Consider the following 18,593-nt stretch of genomic DNA (forward strand, 5'->3'; position numbering starts at 1 on the left):
CGATCCCATCCCGAACTCGGAAGTGAAACGCAGCTGCGCCGATGGTAGTGTGGCCTAAGCCATGCGAGAGTAGGTCATCGCCAGGGTTTTTACCCGAAAACCCCGCTGCTCATGCAGCGGGGTTTTCTTTTTTTGCAGGCACCTGGTTTTTACAGGTATCTGTTTCTCGGAAGAGACCTCTGCCGAGCTGGCGCAATGCGCTGCTCCAACCGTCTCCCTGGTGAAATTAGCGCTGTGGCACCACCCGATCCCATCCCGAACTCGGAAGTGAAACGCAGCTGCGCCGATGGTAGTGTGGCCTAAGCCATGCGAGAGTAGGTCATCGCCAGGGTTTACACCCAAAACCCCGCTGCTCACGCAGCGGGGTTTTTTTTTGTTCTCCGCTTGGGTTCGAAAAGCAGCAATCAAAATGAGGCTTCGGGGTGTCTACAGACGCCGGGGCGATTCACGTCGTTACTGAGACCGCAACGCTTTCCCGTGAACAGTCCCTCGGCCATATAGAACCTGGTTTGTTGTGAGCTCTGTCACTCCAACTGCTTGTTCTGACTGTTAGCCTGCTTTTTCTCTGGCCGTTGGAATGGCTTGGGATCAACCCACAGGGACACGCAGACCCCTATGAAATGGACGCTTCTAGGTTGTTCTATCGCTCTTTGCCTGACCGCCAACGTATGGGCGCAGGTGCCCGACCCGGACTCGGAGCTGGGCGAGGAGATGCAGACGCTGGTGAAGAGTTACATCACTCGGAATCCCGAAGTGTCCGTCGACGATGCCATCACACGGCTTGCCGTTCAGACCGAGATCATGCAATCGATGGAGGACTTGCGGCAGGAGTTCTCAGACAGGTTGACGGAGATCTCCCTTCAGCATACCCCCGACCAACACATTCTTGTCGAACTGAAAGGTGCAGGCGCCGTCGCAGACCGTGTCGTCCGTACTGAAAGTGGCACGACCCGGGTGGTTTTTGAGACGGGACACACGTACACCAAGCAAGAGTTCTACGCCATCCTCGATAAACACATGGATCTTCTCTACAGCGCCATACCTGGCGCCACCGGGTTCCTAGGTTGGCCAGGTGAGGATCGGCTGGTGATCTACATCGAAGGAAATGAGCAAGAGGCGGAAGAGCTTCAGACCACGGTCAAGAAGCTTGAGCGGGTTCTGGGCTTCGCAATCACTCTCAGACCAAACATGTCCACGTCACGCAATGTCGAGTACATCCAAGGCGGCGCGGTGCTTCAAACCAACAATTCGTTTTGCACGACGGGTTTTCCCGTCAAGCACACGGCCACAGGAAGAAAGGGGATCACGACAGCGGCGCATTGCCCCAACGACCTCATCTACGGCAACTACGGCACTGGGGAAGGGAAGTTCTCGACGCCCCTGACCTATGTGGACGGCATTGACGACGCAAGCCACGACGTGCAATGGCATACGGCAGGGGTTCACACCCCGCTTCGGTCCGTCTATGCCGTTTCAACCTCGGACTACAACACGCGCTCAATCATGTACATGTGGGCGGGTGCAGAGCTTGGGCAGGAGCTTTGCTTCCGGGGGGGTAGATCCGGCTGGAGTTGCGGCAAAGGGGTCGGTCGTTCGCCTTCTCCCCTCAGGTGGGAGAAGACCCAAGAAAAACGGCGCCCCGGAAGGCGCCGTTTTCATCAAACAAAGATCACCTCACAGCAACCAACCGCTCAGCGCGCAGACTCCGCAGCCGGCGCCTCGGCGCCCTTGCCCTTCATCATGGCATCCCGTGCCGCCTTGAACGGATTGCCCTCGTACCAGTTCGGCCAACGGTCGCCGCCAGCCAGCTCCTGGCCAACCCCGTACAGCAGCTGCAGGTCCTCGACCGTGCCATCCAGCTTCCAGGTCGCCGGATCGAACTCATCCTTCGGGCCGTGGTAACGGTTGCTGCCGTAGTCCTCGGCGGCCTTGCGGCCAGCCTCGGCACCGCCGTCGCGCAGATCCTCACCACCGTCGGCATACAACGCCGGCACACCCGCCTTGGCGAAGTTGAAGTGATCCGAACGGAAGTAGAAGCCGCTCTGCACCGCGGTCTCGCCATGCAGGGTACGGCCTTGGTTCGCCGCCAGCGGCTTGAGGATGTCCTCCAGCTCGGAGCTGCCGAAACCGGTCACGGTCACGTCCTTGGCACGGCCCGCCACCGACATCGCATCGATGTTGATCACGCCGGCGATCTTGTCGAGCGGGAAGGTCGGATGACTGACGTAGTACTTCGAGCCCAGCAGGCCCGACTCTTCCAGCGTCACCGCCAGGAACACCACTGAACGCTCTGGTGCCGGCTGCTGGTGCACCATCGCGTCGGCGACTTCCAGGATGCCGGCCACGCCCGTCGCGTTGTCGATCGCACCGTTGTAGATGTTGTCGCCCTGCTCACCCTCGTGCTTGCCCAGGTGATCCCAGTGCGCCATGTACAGCACCGCCTCGTCCGCCCGCTTGCTGCCCGGCAGCACGCCGACCACGTTGCGCGACTTCTTCTCGGCGATGGTGCTCTTCAGGTCGAACGACACCTTGGCCTTCAGCGGTACCGGCTTGAAGCCACGCTTGCTGGCGTCCTTGTAGGCCTTGTCCAGATCCAGGCCGGCCTCGGCGAACAGCTGGCGGGCGGCATCGGCGCTGAGCCAGCCCTGCGCCGGCAGGCGTGCTTCCGGATCATCCTTGGCGGGTAGATCGTATTGCGGACCGGCCCACGAGTTCTTGACCACGTCCCAGCCGTACGACGCGCCGGCGGTGTCATGCACGATCAGCGCGGCGGCCGCGCCCTTGCGTGCGGCTTCTTCGAACTTGTACGTCCAGCGCCCGTAGTACGTCATGCGCTTGCCGTCGAACAGCTTCCCGTCGTTGACGTGGAAACCGGGGTCGTTGACGAACATCACGACCGTCTTGCCCTTCCAGTCCTGGCCGGCATAGTCGTTCCACTTCTGCTCCGGCGCGTCCACGCCGTAGCCGACGAACACCAGGTCACTGTTCTCGACCTTCACCTCCGGCTGGCCACTGCGGGTGCCGATCACCATGTCGGTGCCGAATGTGAGCTCGCGGGTCTTGCCGGCCTGGTCGAGCTTCAGCACGGTCGACTCATCGGCCGTGGTCTCGGTCATCGCGACATCCTGGAACCAGCTGTCGCCATTGCCCGGCTGCAGGCCGATGCGCTGCATCTGGTCGCGGATGTAGTTGACGGTCAGCTCTTCGCCCTTGCTGCCCGGCGAACGGCCTTCGAACTCATCCGAGGCCAGGGTCTTGACCAGCTCGGCGAAGTCGTCGGCGTTGATCTCCGGCGAAAACGCGTGGCTGGGCGCGGTCGGCGCCGCGTCGGTGGCGGGCGCGGCGGCAGGCGCCGCGGATTCGCCCTTGCACGCGGTCAACGCAGCGGCAGCGGCAAGGCACAACAGAAGTTTGCGGGGCATCATCGGTTCCTGGAACGGGAAAGGCGGGTGCGCATCGCACCAGAGAGCACAATATCAATCCTGCGGCGCGGTGTCGGTATCGAACGGCACGGCCACGGCACCACTGACCGGTCCCACCCGCGCGGTGCGGTGGACGTAGAGAGTGACCTCGCGTTCGAACTGCAACGGTCCGTTGACCGACGCATTCGGCCCGACGATCACGCGTGGCTTGCGGCCGGGGGTCAGCGTCAGGTTGAAGTTCGGTTTCTTCACCTCGATCCCGCCGTCGACCTGCGAGCCCACGCCGACCGTGATGTCGCCGTTGACCGTCTCGATGCCGCCCGCCACGCGCGTCTCGACCAGGCCGATGCTGCCGTTGACGGTCTCCAGACCCCCGTCGATCTGGCTGCCGCGATCCAGGAAGATGCCGCCGTTGACCGTGTCCACGCCGCCGCTGGCAATCACTTCACGCCCGACCCGCACGCTGCCGTTGACCGTGGAAATACCGCCGGTCCGCGCGCGATCGGCGACGCGGATACCGCCGTTGACGGTTTCGATGCGACCGGTGATGGCGCCTTCGGCGACCTTGATGCCGCCGTTGACCGTCTCCAGATTGCCGTAGCTCTGGCCGGCCTCGGCGGAGATGCTGCCGTTGACCTTGCTGATGTTGTCGCCTGCGAAGGCCGGCGCACAGGGCAGCGTCAGGGCCAGCAGCAGCGGAAGCAGGGAGCGTTTCATGGGAACCTCGATGGTGGAGCGCGGCTGGCAGGCCGCCTGCAGGAATGTCACCATGCATCGTTGCAATCCGCATCTGCCTGAAGTCACTGGAAAGCCCTTGCGCCACAACGCCTTCTCCTCACGCCGGGATAACAATCCGACCGACGGACGCGGTCGCTCGCAGTGGCTGACCCCGACGTTGCGTGCGCTGCTGCTGGCGGTGGCCGTGCTGGGTGCCAGTCCGCTCGCCGCGCAGTCCTCCAGGGAAGCCGAGCGCAAGCTGCAGAAACTGCGCAGCGAGCTCAAGGGCGTGGCCCAGGAACGGCGGAACCTGGAAGGTCAGCGCGGGCAGGCCTCGCGCCAGCTGCGCGAAGCCGATGAGAAGGTCGCCCGCACCGGCCGGGTACTGGCCCAGACCGAAACCGCGCTGCAACGCGAAACCCGCGCCATGAACGAGCTGCAGGCCAAGCGCGATGCACTGCAGGCCGGGCTGGAACAGCAACGGTCGGAGCTGGCCTCGCTGCTGCGCGCGGCGTACCGCATCGGCAACAACGCACCGTTGAAGCTGCTGCTGTCGCAGGATCGCGTCGCCGATGCCAACCGCAGCCTGGCCTATCACCGGTATCTGCAGCGCGAGCGTGCGCAACGCATCCAGTCGCTGACGGCCGACCTCACCGAACTGCAGCGCGTGGAGACGGAGATCGTCGAGCGCCGCAAGGCGCTGGAAGGCACCCGGCAGCAGCAGAAGCAGCAGGTTGCCACGCTGGCCGATGACCGCCGCGAACGGGCGGCCACGGTGGCGACGCTGGATGAGCGCTACAAGGATCGCAGCGAACGCGAGAAGGCGCTGGGCCAGGACGCCAAGGCGCTGGAAACTCTGCTCGCCAACCTGCGTGCCGCCGCTGCCCGGGCGGAGGCCGAACGCCGGGCTGCCGCGCGACGTGCCGCCGCGGAGAAAGCCGCTGCCGACAAGGCCGATCGTGCCGCCGCTGCCAGTGGCACGCGCCCGCCGCCGCGCGCGACCAAGACGCCGCCTGCGGTCGCTTCCGCGCCGCCGCCGAAGGTGGGTGGGCTGGGCTGGCCGCTCTCCGGCAACCTGCTCGCGCGCTACGGCGGCAAGCTGCCCGATGGTCGCACCAGCAGTGGCGTGCTGATCGGTGCGCCGGCCGGCAGCACGATCACCGCCGTCGCCGATGGCACCGTGGTGTTCTCCGACTGGATGACCGGCTACGGGATGATCCTGATCGTCGATCATGGCAACGGCTACATGAGCCTGTACGCCCACAACGACACCCTGCTGCGCGATGCTGGCGCCACGGTGAAGAAGGGCGAGGCAGTGGCCAAGGTTGGCAATTCGGGCGGGCAGGGGGTGACCGCGCTTTACTTCGAACTGCGCCGCAATGGGCAGCCGGTCGATCCGGGCAGCTGGCTGCAGCGGCGATAAACCGCGCCCAACCTGGGCGCGCCGCCGTGCACGGGATTCAACGGGAATTTATCGTCGCTTCGCGCATAATCGGGCGACGCACCGCGGTGCGTGGATAACCGTCCCCCGCTCATCCTGGAGTGCTTCATGCGCGTAGCCCGTTCCGCCACCTTGCTGCTGGCCCTGTTGCCCGCGGTGTCCTGGGCGCAGCAGACCGCTGAAGCGCCGGCACGCGGGGCCGATGCGGCCACCACGGAAGAAGCGGTGACCTCACGGGTTCCGTTGGAAGAAATCCGCCGCTACGTCGCCGTGTACAACGCGGTGCGCGCGGCCTACGTCGATCCGGTCGACGACAAGAAGCTGATGCAGTCCGCCATCCGCGGCCTGCTGCTGGACCTGGATCCGCACAGCACCTACTTCGACAAGGAAGACGCCGAGGCCTTCGATGAGCAGGCCAACGGCGCTTACGATGGCATCGGTGTGGAGCTGCAGCAGCAGCCTGACAACAGCAGCCTGAAAGTCATTTCGCCGATCGACGATACCCCGGCGACACGTGCGGGCATCCTGGCGGGCGATCTGATCATCGCCATCGACGGCAAGCCGATCAGCGCGATCGAAGCGACCGAACCGCTGCGTGGCGCCGCGGGCACCAAGGTCGTGCTGACCTTGGTGCGCGAGGGCAAGCCCAAGCCGTTCGATGTCACGGTGACCCGCGAGACCATCCGCGTCACCAGCGTGCGCAGCAGGATGCTTGAACCCGGGTATGGCTACATCCGCCTGAGCACCTTCCAGGCCGACACCGGTGCCGATTTCCAGAAGCATGTCGCCCAGCTGCAGCAGCAGGCCGGTGGCAAGCTCAAGGGGCTGGTGCTGGATCTGCGCAGCAACCCGGGTGGCCTGCTCACCGCCGCCGTGCAGGTGGCCGACGATCTGCTCGAGAAGGGCAACATCGTCAGCACCCGTGGCCGCATCTCGATCAGCGATGCGCGCTTCGATGCGACCCCGGGCGATCTGCTCAAGGGCGCGCCGGTCATCGTCCTCGCCGACGCCGGCTCGGCCAGCGCCTCCGAAGTGCTGGCCGGTGCCCTGCGTGACAACGGTCGTGCCCGCGTGGTCGGCAGCCGCACGTTCGGCAAGGGCTCGGTACAGACCGTGCTGCCACTGGACAACGGTGATTCGGTGAAACTCACCACCGCGCGGTATTTCACGCCGAGCGGCAAGTCCATCCAGGCCACCGGCATCATCCCGGACGTGCTGCTGCAGCCGGAGAAGCGCGCCGGGGATGACGAGCTGCCGGCCAGCCTGACCGATTACAGCGAAGCCACCCTTCCGGGCCACCTGCGTGGCGATGAAGAAGGCACCGAGGGTTACAAGGCCGGTGACGTGCTGCCCGGCGATGGTCCGATCAACGATGCCCTGGCCGAACTGAAGCAGCCGGGTTCGGTGCTGGCCAGGCAGAAGGCCGAGGCGGCGAAGAAGCCGGCGGCCAAGCCGGCAGGGGCGGCGGCGGCAAAGCCTGCAGAGGCAACGGTCAAGCCGGCAGAAACGAAGTCGTCAGATACGAAGCCGGCAGAAACCAAACCGGCCGAACAGCCTGCGGCTGCACCGGCTGCACCGGCTGCGCCCGCACCGGCCAAGCCCGAGGCCCCGGCCTCGACGGCACCGATCAAGCCCTGATCGGTAGTGCCGGCCGCTGGCCGGCTCCGCATGAAGCCCATCAGGTAGTGCCGGCCGCTGGCCGGCTCTGCTCGAATCCAACCCTGCGTGGAGCCGGCCAGCGGCCGGCACTACCCGTTGGCCGACCTGTCGGCCGACCCTACCCGTTGGCCGACCCGTTCCCGGTCATGGCCTCAGAACCCGTGCCGCTTGCGCAGCCGCCGCGCGATGGCCGCGCGCACATACACGCCGTAGCCGAGCCCGAACACGAAGCCGGCGATATGCGCCCACCAGGCCACCATGCCGAAGGTCGGGCCGATGTAGGCGAACACCACCTGCAGTGCGGCCCAGACCCCGATCAGCAGATAGGCCGGGGCGCGGACGAATTCCAGGAACAGGCCCAGCGGGATCACCACGCCCAGCCGCGCGCCCGGGAACAGCGCCAGGTAGGCGCCGATCAGCGCCGACACCGCGCCGCTGGCCCCGATGATGATCTGGTCCGGGCTGCCCATCGTGTAGATCGCGGTCAGGTTGGAGATCGCCCCGCCCACCAGGAACAGCAGCATCAGCCGCCACGGTCCCAGCACGCGCTCGGCCGGCAGCCCGAAGATCAGCAGGAACACCAGGTTGCCCAGCAGGTGGGACCAGTCCGCGTGCAGGAACAGCGCGGTGAACAGCCGCAGCACACTGCCGTCCTGCAGGGTCGCCCACCAGTCCAGCGGGTGGGTCAGGCCGGTGGACAGCGCGCCCCAATCCATCCACAGGCTGCGACGGGCATCGTCCGGGCGGGAGATCGACCACAGGAAGGCCGTCCACAGCGCGGCGAACAGCAGGGGGGTGGCCCAGCGGTAAGCGGCTTTCTTGCGGGAGGGGGTCGACACGAACATGCGGGCACTAGCCTAGCGCGGTGGCCGGGCTGACGGGGATATGTCGTGTTCAGCATGAATAGCCACAAGGGCGACACACGTTATTGTTTCATTAACCGCTCTCGGTATACTCGCATACGGCGTCGTATGTCGGGAGGGGAATCCGGCGCGTTGTCCTGACCCATCAAGGGGAGGGGCGGCGCAGGCGCGCGTTGCCAACATCACCGCTTTCCGGAGAGAAACAACAATGCATACCGCTTCCACTCTTGCCCGCGTCACCGCCCTGGCCGTCGGCATTGCCGGTGTCCTGGCCGTGGGCCACGTCAACGCTGCCGCCTTCCAGCTGAAGGAAAACAGCGCCAAGGGCCTCGGCCGCGCCTTCGCCGGTTCCGGCAGCGCCGCCGGCGACGCCTCGATCATGGCCGTCAACCCGGCCGGCATGCGCCAGCTCGAAGGCATGCAGGTCCAGGGCGACCTGAGCGCCATCAGCTTCTCGGCCAAGTTCAAGGGCACCGGCCGCAAGCCGACCGGCCAGCCGCAGACCGGCGGTGACGGCGGCGACGCCGGCATGATCGCCCCGGTCCCGGCCGCGTACTTCCACATGCCGATCGGCGAGCAGGCGCACTTCGGCGTCTCGCTGACCGCCCCGTTCGGCTTCAAGACCGACTATGACAATGGCTGGGTCGGCCGTTACAGCGGTCTGAAGACCGACATGAAGGCCATCGACCTGGGCTTCGCCGCGTCCTACGACGTCAACCCGTACGTGTCCTTCGGCGCGTCCGTGTTCGTCGAGCACCTGACCATCGAACTGAGCAACCAGATCGACTTCGGCACCGCGCTGGCCCAGGCCCGCGTTCCGGGCTTCGCGCCGGGCAGCGCCGATGGCAAGCTGACCGTCGAAGGCGACAACAACGCCGTGGGCTGGACCGTCGGCGGCTTGTTCAGCCCCGATGAGAACACCCACATCGGCATCAGCTACCGCTCCAAGGTCGAGCACAAGATCACCGGCGGCGACGCCACCTTCGACGTGCCGACGAACGCGGCTGCCGTGCTCGCACGCGCCCAGCCGGGCAACTTCGTGAGCACCTCGGGCAAGGCCACGCTGACCCTGCCGGCCTCGGCGACCCTGAGCGTCACCCACAACGTCAACGACCGCTGGACCGTGATGGGTGATGTCACCCGTACCGCCTGGTCGACCGCGTTCGACCAGGTCACCATCGACTACGCCTCCAGCCAGCCCGATTCGGTGCTGGAGTTCGGCTACCGCGATACGACCTTCGTCTCGCTGGGTGCCGACTTCAAGCTGAGCGACACCGTGACCCTGCGTGGCGGTATCGCGCTGGACCAGACCCCGACCACCAACGCACACCGCGACGTGCGCGTGCCGGACACCAGCCGCAAGTGGCTGTCGATGGGCGTGGGCTGGACCCCGTCGGCGAACACCGAATACAACTTCGGTTACACCCACCTGTTCACCAAGGATCCGGACGTGATCATCGGTGGCACCACCAACAACCAGGGCAACTCGCTGAACGGCAAGTACAAGGTCCGTGGCGACGTCCTGGCCGCTTCGTTCAACTACAAGTTCTGATCGACGCAGCTGCACCGGTTGTTTGAATGGCAAAAGGCCCCGCGCAAGCGAGGCCTTTTGCTTGTTGGGCGCCATCAACGACGTTGTCATCACCCGCCAGGCTGACCAAATGCAATGACCGAGCAACCAATGGATCGTCGTTACAGGAAGAAGATGGACGCGTACTGGTCGCGCGAGGAGCGCAAGGCAGCGCTCAGGGTAGAGGACTGGGCGAGATCAGAGTGGTTCAACTACTCCCATACGCACCCGGATTGGCGGGGAAAAGGCAACAGATCCATCGAGGATCGCGTATCGGCGGCGAAGATTGCGATCCGCTTGCTTGGCAGGTTGGACGAAGCGCTCCGCGAGCGCGAGCTCAAGACGCAGTGTTGGGTCATGCTGTGCGCAGACACCGCCTATGATGCGGTGTTCGTGCACTCGCCGAATCCATACGAATCCGTTTTCCCTTATGTCTTCCCTGATGCACGTTGGGACCAGGATGTTCCGGAATGGCTGGAGCGGATTGTCTCAGCGGAGCAGTACGTCATCGGTGTCGGCGAGCGGGAAGCCAAACCCTGTTACTTCATCCGCCCGCGGGGCGAAGCGTCCCATCAGGGGGAGGCGGCCTGAAGAAGTGCGTGCTCGATTGCTTCAACTGCGCGGCGCGGTCGACCAACAGCGCGGATCGGACGGCGTTGCCGCGCGCGCACTGGGCGCGATCAAGGACACCAGAAACAGGCGCGGGTCGTTGCGCACGGCCGGACACCGCTATGGATCTCATCCGTGGCCGCACGGACTTTTCGCGTACCGCCCACGCAGGTGCAACGCGTACAATCCCGCACCGATCCGCGCATGGCGCGGGTCATGACTGCTGACAAGGATCTGTATATGTCGTCTCTGCTTCTGCGCTCCGCGCTCGCTCTTGGCCTAGCCGGTCTCTCGCTCCCGGCCCTCGCTGCACCGGAGTTCGCCGCCTGTTTTACGTTGACCCCGGGCCTGTCGTGGTCCACCAGTGATGAAACGCTGACCATCGAGAAGGCCACGTTTGCCGGCCAGGAGGCGATCAAGGTAAACAGTGCCGGCGGTGGTGTCGGTAGCGCCAGCTACTACGATGCGAGCGGCCGCCAGCTCCTCGGCCAGGAGCGCCTTGGCATGTCCGCCTGGGGTGGCGACGGCGCCAAGCCGGTGATGACCGACGTGTTCAAGCCCGCGCCGACGTTCCCGGCGAACGCCAAGCCGGGCGATCGTTTCGACGTCAACGGCAAGGGCGAGCGCACGAACCATGCCGAAGACACCGTCGAGGCGATCGACTATGACGGCTTCTCCGACTACACCTTCGTCGGCTTCGAGGACGTGGAAGCGCAGGTCGGCTACCAGCCGCGTACCTTCAAGGACACCTGCCACGTCACCGCCACCTTCGAAGACAGCCGCATCGAGGCCTGGTACGCCGCCGGGTTCGGCCGCATCCGGTTCGAGCGCTACATGGGCAACGAGCTGCTGATGCGCGACGAGATCGAGTCGATCGGAGAGTAGTGCCGGCCACTGGCAGGGCTTCTTTGGCACCCGCCATGATCCAAAAAAAACCCCGCTTTCGCGGGGTTTTTCGTTCAACACAGGACGCCGGGAATCAGTCGCCCAACGTCAGCAGCGACGCATTGCCGCCGGCCGCCGTGGTGTTGACGGTGACGGTTTTTTCGGTGGCGAAGCGCAGCAGGTAGTGCGGACCGCCGGCCTTCGGGCCGGTGCCCGACAGGCCCTGGCCGCCGAACGGCTGCACGCCGACCACCGCACCGATCTGGTTGCGGTTGACGTACACGTTGCCGACATTGATGCGCGAGGAGATGCGGTCGACGGTCTCATCGATGCGCGAATGCACGCCCAGGGTCAGGCCGTAGCCGGTCGCGTTGATCTGGTCGATCACCGCGTCGAGCTGATCGCCCTTCCAGCGGATCACGTGCAGCACCGGCCCGAAGATTTCCTTGTGCAGCTGGTCCAGGTTCTTCAGTTCGTACGCACGCGGGGCGAAGAAGGTGCCGTGCGCGGCTTCTTCGCCGAGCGTGGCAGCGGCGATCAGACGGGCGTCCTTCTCCATGCGTACCGCGTGATCCTTGAGGATCTGCAGCGCGTCGGCATCGATCACCGGGCCGACATCGGTCGACAGCAGGCCGGGGTCGCCGACCTTCAGTTCGGCCATCGCACCGGACAGCATGGTCATCACCTTGTCGGCGATGTCGTCCTGCACGAACAGCACGCGCGCGGCCGAGCAACGCTGGCCGGCCGAGGTGAACGCCGAACCGATCGCATCCTTGACCAGCTGCTCCGGCAGCGCCGAGGAGTCGGCGATGAAGGCGTTCTGGCCACCGGTTTCGGCGATCAGCACACCGATCGCGGCGTCGCGTGCGGCCATCGCGCGGTTGATCGCACGGGCGGTGTCGGTCGAGCCGGTGAAGGCCACGCCGGCCACGCGCGGGTCGGCGGTCAGGGCCGCACCGACGGTGGCGCCATCGCCCGGCAGGAACTGCAGCACGCCTTCGGGCACGCCGGCGTCGAGCAGCAGCTTCACCGCGTAGTAGCCGATCAGGTTGGTTTGTTCCGCCGGCTTGGCGATCACGCTGTTGCCGGCCGCCAGTGCGGCACTGACCTGGCCGAGGAAGATCGCCAGCGGGAAGTTCCACGGGCTGATGCAGACGAACACGCCGCGGCCATGCAGCTGCAGCTCGTTGGATTCACCGGTCGGGCTCGGCAGCTTTTCGGCATGGCCGAACTGCTCGCGGGCCTGCTTGGCGTAGTAGCGCAGGAAGTCGACCGCTTCGCGCACTTCGGCGATGCCGTCGGGCAGGCTCTTGCCGGCTTCCTTGACGCACAGCGCCATGAACTCGGGCAGACGCGCTTCCAGCTGGTCGGCCGCGTGCTCCAGGATTGCGGCGCGGCTGGCGGCCGGGGTACGGTTCCAGGCCGGCTGCGCGGCCACCGCATTGGCCAGCGCCTTCTCGACGGTGGCGCTGTCGGCCGGCTGCCACTGGCCGACGACCTGGCGGGTGTCGGCCGGGTTGGTCACGTTCAACAGCGCGCCGGTCGGGTTGGCACCCGGCACCAGCGGCGCGGCGTGCCACGGCTTCACGGCGGCGTTGAGCTGCTCGGCCAGAGCGCGCAGATCGTTGTCGTTGGCGAGATTGACGCCCATGGAGTTCTTCCTGTCATGGTTCTGGCTGCGCAGCAGATCGACCGGCAGCGGGATTTTCGGATGCGGGATGGACGCGAACGCGGAGACCACTTCGACCGGATCGCGGATCAGGTCGTCGATGGCCACGTTGTCGTCGGTGATGCGGTTGACGAAGCTGGAGTTGGCGCCGTTCTCGAGCAGACGACGCACCAGGTACGGCAGCAGGTCTTCATGCGAACCGACCGGCGCGTACACGCGGCACGGCACGTTCAGTCGGTCGGCCGGCACCACTTCGGCGTACAGGTCGTCGCCCATGCCGTGCAGCTTCTGGTGCTCGTACTGGCCGCCCTTGGCGATCGCCTGCACCGCCGCGATGGTGTGCGCGTTGTGCGTGGCGAACATCGGGTAGATCGCATCGCTGTGCGTGAACAGACGCTTGGCACAGGCCAGGTAGGACACGTCGGTGTTCTGCTTGCGGGTGAACACCGGATAGGCCGGCAGGCCCTCGATCTGTGCACGCTTGATTTCCGCATCCCAGTACGCGCCCTTGACCAGGCGGACCTGCAGGCGACGACCGATGCGACGGGCCAGGTCGGCCAGGTAGTCGATCGTGTACGGGGTGCGCTTCTGGTACGACTGCACGACCACACCGAAGCCTTCCCAGCCGGCCAGCGAGGCATCGCTGACCACGGTGTCGATGATGTCCAGCGACAGCTCCAGGCGGTCGGTTTCTTCGGCGTCGACGGTGCAGCCGATGCCGTACGATTTGGCCAACTGCGCCAGTTCGAGCACGCCCGGGACCAGGTCGGCCATGACGCGTGCGCGCTTGGCGTGCTCGTAGCGTGGGTACAGCGCGGAGAGCTTGATCGAGATGCCCGGAGCCGAATTGACGTCGCCATCCGGACGGCCGCCGCGGGCCTTGTGGTCGCCACCGATCGAGTGGATCGCGCGACGGTAATCTTCCAGGTAACGCTTGGCATCCTTCATGGTCAGCGCGCCTTCGCCGAGCATGTCGAACGAATAGCGGTAGCTGGCGTTGTCGCCCTTGTGCGAGCGCGACAGCGCTTCGTCGATGGTGCGACCCATGACGAACTGGTGGCCCATGATCTTCATCGCCTGGCGCACGGCCAGGCGGATCACCGGCTCACCCACGCGGCCGATCAGGCGCTTGAACGCGCCCGGCACGTCGGCGCGGGTGGAATCGTTGATCTGGACCAGGCGGCCGGTCAGCATCAGGCCCCAGGTGGAGGCGTTGACCAGCACCGAGTCGCTGCCGCCCATGTGCTTCTTCCAGTCGGCGTCGCCGAGCTTGTCGCGGATCAGCTTGTCGGCGGTGTCCTGGTCCGGAATGCGCAGCAGGGCTTCGGCCACGCACATCAGCAGCACGCCTTCCTCGCTGCCCAGGTCGTACTGGCGCATGAAGGCTTCGATCGCACCCTGGTCCTGCGCACGCACGCGCACGCGCTTGACCAGGTCGGCGGCAGTGGCCTGCACCTTGGCCTGCTCGGCGGCCGGCAGGCGTGCCTGTTCGAGCAGCTCGCGCACATGGGTGGCCTCGTCCTTCAACCAGGCATCGGTGATCGCCTGGCGGAACGCATTGGGAACGGCCGGCAGCTCAGGGGACAGCAGCGGCGGGCGGGCGGCGCCGGACGATGCCGGGGCAGGGGGAAGGACAGAAGATGCAGTCATGCCGGTCGGCTCGTGGAGAACTTGACCATTTTAATCGTTTTTTGGGCGAGTCAAGTGCTTTCCGTGGCCGGCCCCATCCGTCCCATAGCCTTTCATACAGGGGGATTCGGCGGATTCGACCCGGCCACTGTTTATTGTGCTGTTTTCGTCAAAACGGCCGCCGCAGTCGATGCTGTATTGCACCATTCCCGAAACTGTGAATGGACCCTTGCTACTCGCTGGAGAGCAGGGCTACCATCGAGACGTTTCCCGCGGCAGGAAAAACGCGGTTGCGACATGATCGAGGTGCTCATCGCTCCGGACGGATCAGGGACGCAACTGCGGCTGCGTCCCCCACGGGCGCTCGATGCCCGGCAGTTCGTCCTGTTGTTTGTGGTGTTGGCGGGGGTGATGTGGCTGGCGGCCGGCCTGGGCTGGTTCACCGGCAACGTATTCGCCCCCGTGTTTGCTCTGCTGTACAGCGCGTTGCTGGCAGTGGCGCTGCGCACGGTGTGGCGCAGTGGAGAACGGCAGGAAGAGATCCGGGTAGTGCCGGCGTGCGTGGAAGTGATTCCCGCACCCGGGCATTCGCCGGTGTTCAGCGCCCACCCGCACTGGGTGAGGCTGATCGCCGATGAACGCAGAGTCCGGCTGGCATCCAGCGGTAGGCAGGTGGACGTGGGAAGTTTCCTCGCACCGGCCGAACGCCAGGTACTGGCTCAGAAACTAGAAGGCTTGCTCGCGGCCAATGACGGCCGCAACCGACGACGCTAAGGGTCTAGGCAATGAAGCAATGCAGAAAGTGGGGCAGTACGTTCGGGAAGACAGTGTTGAGCGGGGTCGCGCTGCTGGCGCCGGCCATGGGCTGGGCCCAGGCGGCCGACCCCAAACCGTGGCAGTTGAACATGGGCAAGGGGGTGACCCAGAGCTCGCGGTTGGCGTGGGAGTCCAACCTGTTCTCACTGTGGGTCTGTACCGTGATCGGGGTGCTGGTGTTCGGCGCGCTGTTCTACGCGATCTTCAAGTTCCGCAAATCCAAGGGCGCGGTTGCCGCCACCTTCAGCCACAACACCAGGGCCGAGGTCATCTGGACCGTGATCCCGGTGATCATCCTGGTGGTGATGGCGTGGCCGGCCACGGCCAACCTGATCAAGTTCTACGACACCCGCGATTCGGAAATGACCGTCAAGGTCACCGGCTATCAGTGGATGTGGAAGTACGAATACCTCGGCGAGAATGTCAGCTTCACCAGCCGCCTGGACCGTGAGTCCGACCGCGTGCGCCAGAGTGGCGTCGTGCCGACCCGCGACAGCCATCCGCACTACCTGCTGGATGTCGACAACCGCCTGGTGCTGCCGGTCGATACCAAGGTGCGCTTCGTGATCACCTCCGACGACGTGATCCACGCGTGGTGGGTGCCGGCGCTGGGCTGGAAGCAGGATGCGATCCCCGGCTTCATCAACGAGGCCTGGACCAACATCGAGCAGGTCGGCGTGTACCGCGGTCAGTGCGCCGAGCTGTGCGGCAAGGACCATGGCTTCATGCCGATCGTGGTCGAGGCGGTCTCCAAGGAGGACTACCAGAAGTGGCTGGCCTCGAAGAAGCCTGCCCCGGCACCTGCGCCCGAGGCGGCTCCCGCTCCTGCGCCGGCCGCCCCGGCCGAGGCCACCCCGGCACCGGCCAGCGAGCCGGTCGCTGCAGCAACAGACAGCAACGCCTGAAATCGAGCCGCGTCCGCCAACCGGCGGATGCGGGTACCACCGGATACAGTGAGGTGTAGTTGCGATGGCGCATTCCGCAGTTGACCACGACGGGCATCACGGGCATCAGCAGGGGTTCTTCGAGCGTTGGTTCTTCTCGACCAACCACAAGGACATCGGCACGCTCTACCTGCTTTTCAGCTTCATCATGTTCATCATCGGCGCGGCGATGAGCGTGATCATCCGCGCTGAGCTGGCGCAACCGGGCCTGCAGTTCGTCAAGCCCGAGTTCTTCAACCAGATGACCACCGTGCATGCGCTGGTGATGATCTTCGGTGGCGTGATGCCGGCCTTCGTCGGCTTGGCCAACTGGATGATCCCGCTGCAGATCGGCGCGCCGGACATGGCCCTGCCGCGCATGAACAACTGGTCGTTCTGGCTGCTGCCGGTGGCCTTCAGCCTGCTGCTGCTGACCCTGTTCCTGCCGGGCGGCGCCCCCGCCGGTGGCTGGACGCTGTACCCGCCGCTGTCGCTGCAGGGTGGCTACAACGTGGCCTTCAGCGTGTTCGCCATCCACGTGGCCGGCATCAGCTCGATCATGGGGGCGATCAACATCATCGCCACCGTGCTCAACATGCGCGCCCCCGGGATCGACCTGCTGAAGATGCCGATCTTCTGCTGGGCCTGGCTGATCACCGCGTTCCTGCTGATCGCGGTGATGCCGGTGCTCGCCGGTGCGGTGACGATGCTGCTCACCGACAAGTTCTTCGGGACCAGCTTCTTCAATGCCGCCGGTGGCGGTGACCCGGTGATGTACCAGCACATCTTCTGGTTCTTCGGGCACCCGGAGGTCTACATCATGATCCTGCCGGCGTTCGGCGTGGTCAGCGAGATCATCCCGACCTTCAGCCGCAAGCCGCTGTTCGGCTACCAGGCCATGGTCTACGCGATCGCCGCGATCGCCTTCCTGTCCTTCATCGTCTGGGCCCACCACATGTTCACCGTGGGCATGCCGCTGGGTGGCGAGATCTACTTCATGTTCGCCACGATGCTCATCTCCATCCCGACCGGGGTGAAGGTGTTCAACTGGGTCAGCACCATGTGGCGCGGCTCGCTCACCTTCGAAGCACCGATGCTGTGGGCGGTGGCCTTCGTGATCCTGTTCACCATCGGCGGCTTCTCCGGCCTGATGCTGGCGATCGTGGTGGCCGACTTCCAGTACCACGACACCTATTTCGTGGTCGCGCACTTCCACTACGTGCTGGTCACCGGTGCGGTGTTCGGGCTGATCGCCGCGGTGTACTACTGGTGGCCGAAGTGGACCGGGCGCATGTACAGCGAAACCTGGGCCAAGGTGCATTTCTGGTGGTCGATCGTGTTCGTGAACCTGCTGTTCTTCCCGCAGCATTTCCTCGGCCTGGCCGGCATGCCGCGACGCATCCCCGACTACAGCGTGGCCTTCGCCGACTGGAACCTGATCAGTTCGATCGGTGCGTTCGGCATGTTCATTACGCCCTTCATGATGGCCGCGATCCTGTGGCACTCGCTGCGCCACGGCGCGAAGGCCGCGGATCGTTGCTGGGAAGGCGCACGTGGCCTGGAGTGGACGATTCCCTCGCCCGCACCGGCGCATACCTTCACCACGCCGCCGACCATCCGTCCGGGTGATCTGGCCCATGACGACATCACCCATTGAGGTCGCTCATGACCAGCACAACGCGTACTCCGGATGAGCAGGCCCTGCAGCGTCGCCGCGCGCATCGCACCGCGTGGGCGGTCGGCATCGTCGCGGTGATGGTCTATGCCGGCTTCATCCTCAGCGGGGTGATCGGGCGATGAGCGATCCGCGCCCGGCCGCCCCCGCACGTCATGCGGGCCTGCCCCGCCTGATTGGGGTGGCGCTGGCGGTATTCGTGCTCACCTTCTCGCTGGTGCCGTTGTACCGCATCGCCTGCGAGAAGGTGTTCGGCGTGCGCCTGGAGCGTGGCCCCGGCGCCGCTGCGTCCGCGGCGGCGACCACCGGCAAGCGCACGGTGCGGGTCGAGTTCGATGGCGGGGTGAATTCCAAGCTGCCCTGGGCCTTCCATCCCGAGCAGCTGACGATGGATGTGGTGCCCGGCGAGCTCAACGAAGCGCTGTACTTCGCACGCAATGACAGCGACCGCGCGCTGGTCGGCAGCGCGGTGCCCTCGGTGGCGCCGGCCAAGGCGTCGGGCTACTTCAGCAAGACCGAGTGCTTCTGCTTCACCGCGCAGACCCTGCAGGCCGGTGAGAAGCGCGACATGCCGGTGCGCTTCATCGTCGATCCCGACCTGCCGGCCAACATCACCACGATCACCCTGTCCTACACCTTCTACAAGAACGACGCCTTGTCCGCGGAGCTGGCCCCGGCCAGCCTGCCGACCGGCGCGCGTGCAGCTCCCTGATCC

14 protein-coding genes and 2 rRNA genes are annotated in these 18,593 nt (G+C 65.5%); 12 read left to right on the forward strand and 4 right to left on the reverse strand.

Features of this window, described 5'->3' with window-relative positions:
• Together rrf (HDC96_RS17160) and rrf (HDC96_RS17165) are read left to right on the forward strand one after the other, a co-directional pair.
• A 5S ribosomal RNA gene (gene rrf / locus HDC96_RS17160) occupies positions 1-86 on the forward strand; the annotation flags it as partial.
• A 130-nt stretch (positions 87-216) separates the two neighbouring features.
• Positions 217-331: ribosomal RNA gene (gene rrf, locus HDC96_RS17165) — 5S ribosomal RNA — on the forward strand.
• Positions 332-1,691: 1,360 nt separating this feature from the next.
• Here rrf (HDC96_RS17165) and HDC96_RS17170 read toward each other — a convergent pair.
• Together HDC96_RS17170 and HDC96_RS17175 are read right to left on the reverse strand one after the other, a co-directional pair.
• Positions 1,692-3,422 carry a M28 family metallopeptidase gene (locus HDC96_RS17170; RefSeq protein ID WP_179461008.1) on the reverse strand — a complete coding sequence of 577 codons (1,731 nt, stop codon included), beginning with the start codon at positions 3,420-3,422 and terminating at the stop codon, positions 1,692-1,694.
• 54 nt (positions 3,423-3,476) lie between these two features.
• Positions 3,477-4,139: a hypothetical protein gene (locus HDC96_RS17175; RefSeq protein WP_179461009.1), complete on the reverse strand. Its 663-nt coding sequence runs from the start codon at positions 4,137-4,139 to the stop codon at positions 3,477-3,479.
• On the opposite strand from HDC96_RS17175, the gene HDC96_RS17180 reads away from it, so the two are divergent.
• Both HDC96_RS17180 and HDC96_RS17185 read left to right on the forward strand, forming a co-directional pair.
• Positions 4,138-5,562, forward strand: coding sequence for a peptidoglycan DD-metalloendopeptidase family protein (locus tag HDC96_RS17180; RefSeq protein WP_179461010.1), 1,425 nt, complete (start codon positions 4,138-4,140; stop codon positions 5,560-5,562). The two genes, HDC96_RS17175 and HDC96_RS17180, sit on opposite strands and share 2 nt — an antisense overlap.
• Before the next feature lie 126 nt (positions 5,563-5,688).
• On the forward strand, positions 5,689-7,218 hold the full coding sequence (locus HDC96_RS17185) for a S41 family peptidase (RefSeq protein WP_179461011.1): 1,530 nt from the start codon (positions 5,689-5,691) through the stop codon (positions 7,216-7,218).
• Positions 7,219-7,391: 173 nt separating this feature from the next.
• Here HDC96_RS17185 and HDC96_RS17190 read toward each other — a convergent pair whose 3' ends face one another.
• On the reverse strand, positions 7,392-8,084 hold the full coding sequence (locus HDC96_RS17190; protein ID WP_179461012.1) for a rhomboid family intramembrane serine protease: 693 nt from the start codon (positions 8,082-8,084) through the stop codon (positions 7,392-7,394).
• A 226-nt stretch (positions 8,085-8,310) separates the two neighbouring features.
• Here HDC96_RS17190 and HDC96_RS17195 point away from each other — a divergent pair, with 226 nt between their 5' ends.
• The 3 genes from HDC96_RS17195 to HDC96_RS17205 all read left to right on the forward strand — a co-directional run bounded on the left by HDC96_RS17195 (position 8,311) and on the right by HDC96_RS17205 (position 11,166).
• Positions 8,311-9,654, forward strand: coding sequence for an outer membrane protein transport protein (locus tag HDC96_RS17195; protein WP_179461013.1), 1,344 nt, complete (start codon positions 8,311-8,313; stop codon positions 9,652-9,654).
• A 129-nt stretch (positions 9,655-9,783) separates the two neighbouring features.
• Entirely contained in the window at positions 9,784-10,263 is a 480-nt protein-coding gene (locus HDC96_RS17200) for a hypothetical protein (RefSeq protein WP_179461014.1), read from the forward strand.
• Between the two features lie 258 nt (positions 10,264-10,521).
• A complete protein-coding gene (locus tag HDC96_RS17205) occupies positions 10,522-11,166 on the forward strand; it encodes a hypothetical protein (protein ID WP_179461015.1) in 645 nt (214 codons plus the stop codon).
• Positions 11,167-11,260: 94 nt separating this feature from the next.
• Here HDC96_RS17205 and putA read toward each other — a convergent pair whose 3' ends face one another.
• Complete coding sequence (putA, locus tag HDC96_RS17210; RefSeq protein WP_179461016.1) at positions 11,261-14,485, reverse strand: bifunctional proline dehydrogenase/L-glutamate gamma-semialdehyde dehydrogenase PutA; 3,225 nt, start codon at positions 14,483-14,485, stop codon at positions 11,261-11,263.
• A 276-nt stretch (positions 14,486-14,761) separates the two neighbouring features.
• Between putA and HDC96_RS17215 the strand changes: the two genes are divergently transcribed.
• From HDC96_RS17215 to HDC96_RS17230, 5 genes are all read left to right on the forward strand, one after another.
• Positions 14,762-15,238 carry a DUF2244 domain-containing protein gene (locus HDC96_RS17215; protein WP_176990547.1) on the forward strand — a complete coding sequence of 159 codons (477 nt, stop codon included), beginning with the start codon at positions 14,762-14,764 and terminating at the stop codon, positions 15,236-15,238.
• Between the two features lie 11 nt (positions 15,239-15,249).
• The gene (coxB, locus tag HDC96_RS17220; protein WP_179461017.1) at positions 15,250-16,185 is read left to right on the forward strand and encodes a cytochrome c oxidase subunit II; all 936 of its coding nucleotides are present in this window, start codon (positions 15,250-15,252) and stop codon (positions 16,183-16,185) included.
• Positions 16,186-16,249: 64 nt separating this feature from the next.
• Positions 16,250-17,860: a cytochrome c oxidase subunit I gene (gene ctaD / locus HDC96_RS17225; RefSeq protein WP_179461018.1), complete on the forward strand. Its 1,611-nt coding sequence runs from the start codon at positions 16,250-16,252 to the stop codon at positions 17,858-17,860.
• 8 nt (positions 17,861-17,868) lie between these two features.
• A complete protein-coding gene (locus tag HDC96_RS18410; RefSeq protein ID WP_257018790.1) occupies positions 17,869-18,003 on the forward strand; it encodes a hypothetical protein in 135 nt (44 codons plus the stop codon).
• Complete coding sequence (locus tag HDC96_RS17230; RefSeq protein WP_179461019.1) at positions 18,000-18,590, forward strand: cytochrome c oxidase assembly protein; 591 nt, start codon at positions 18,000-18,002, stop codon at positions 18,588-18,590. Before HDC96_RS18410 ends, HDC96_RS17230 begins: the two co-directional genes overlap by 4 nt.
• The last annotated feature ends 3 nt before the right edge of the window (positions 18,591-18,593 follow it).

Source organism: Stenotrophomonas sp. JAI102 (assembly GCF_013409105.1).
Lineage (GTDB): Bacteria > Pseudomonadota > Gammaproteobacteria > Xanthomonadales > Xanthomonadaceae > Stenotrophomonas > Stenotrophomonas maltophilia_AA.

What these genes read in the sequence shown, in the direction of transcription:
- putA (WP_179461016.1), bottom strand. Translation starts at nt 14,485, where the DNA reads ATGACTGCATCTTCTGTCCTTCCCCCTGCCCCGGCATCGTCCGGCGCC.
- HDC96_RS18410 (WP_257018790.1), top strand. Translation starts at nt 17,869, where the DNA reads ATGACCAGCACAACGCGTACTCCGGATGAGCAGGCCCTGCAGCGTCGC.
- HDC96_RS17175 (WP_179461009.1), bottom strand. Translation starts at nt 4,139, where the DNA reads ATGAAACGCTCCCTGCTTCCGCTGCTGCTGGCCCTGACGCTGCCCTGT.
- HDC96_RS17195 (WP_179461013.1), top strand. Translation starts at nt 8,311, where the DNA reads ATGCATACCGCTTCCACTCTTGCCCGCGTCACCGCCCTGGCCGTCGGC.
- HDC96_RS17190 (WP_179461012.1), bottom strand. Translation starts at nt 8,084, where the DNA reads ATGTTCGTGTCGACCCCCTCCCGCAAGAAAGCCGCTTACCGCTGGGCC.
- HDC96_RS17200 (WP_179461014.1), top strand. Translation starts at nt 9,784, where the DNA reads ATGGATCGTCGTTACAGGAAGAAGATGGACGCGTACTGGTCGCGCGAG.
- HDC96_RS17170 (WP_179461008.1), bottom strand. Translation starts at nt 3,422, where the DNA reads ATGCCCCGCAAACTTCTGTTGTGCCTTGCCGCTGCCGCTGCGTTGACC.
- HDC96_RS17180 (WP_179461010.1), top strand. Translation starts at nt 4,138, where the DNA reads ATGGGAACCTCGATGGTGGAGCGCGGCTGGCAGGCCGCCTGCAGGAAT.
- HDC96_RS17230 (WP_179461019.1), top strand. Translation starts at nt 18,000, where the DNA reads ATGAGCGATCCGCGCCCGGCCGCCCCCGCACGTCATGCGGGCCTGCCC.
- HDC96_RS17205 (WP_179461015.1), top strand. Translation starts at nt 10,522, where the DNA reads ATGTCGTCTCTGCTTCTGCGCTCCGCGCTCGCTCTTGGCCTAGCCGGT.
- HDC96_RS17215 (WP_176990547.1), top strand. Translation starts at nt 14,762, where the DNA reads ATGATCGAGGTGCTCATCGCTCCGGACGGATCAGGGACGCAACTGCGG.
- HDC96_RS17185 (WP_179461011.1), top strand. Translation starts at nt 5,689, where the DNA reads ATGCGCGTAGCCCGTTCCGCCACCTTGCTGCTGGCCCTGTTGCCCGCG.
- ctaD (WP_179461018.1), top strand. Translation starts at nt 16,250, where the DNA reads ATGGCGCATTCCGCAGTTGACCACGACGGGCATCACGGGCATCAGCAG.
- coxB (WP_179461017.1), top strand. Translation starts at nt 15,250, where the DNA reads ATGAAGCAATGCAGAAAGTGGGGCAGTACGTTCGGGAAGACAGTGTTG.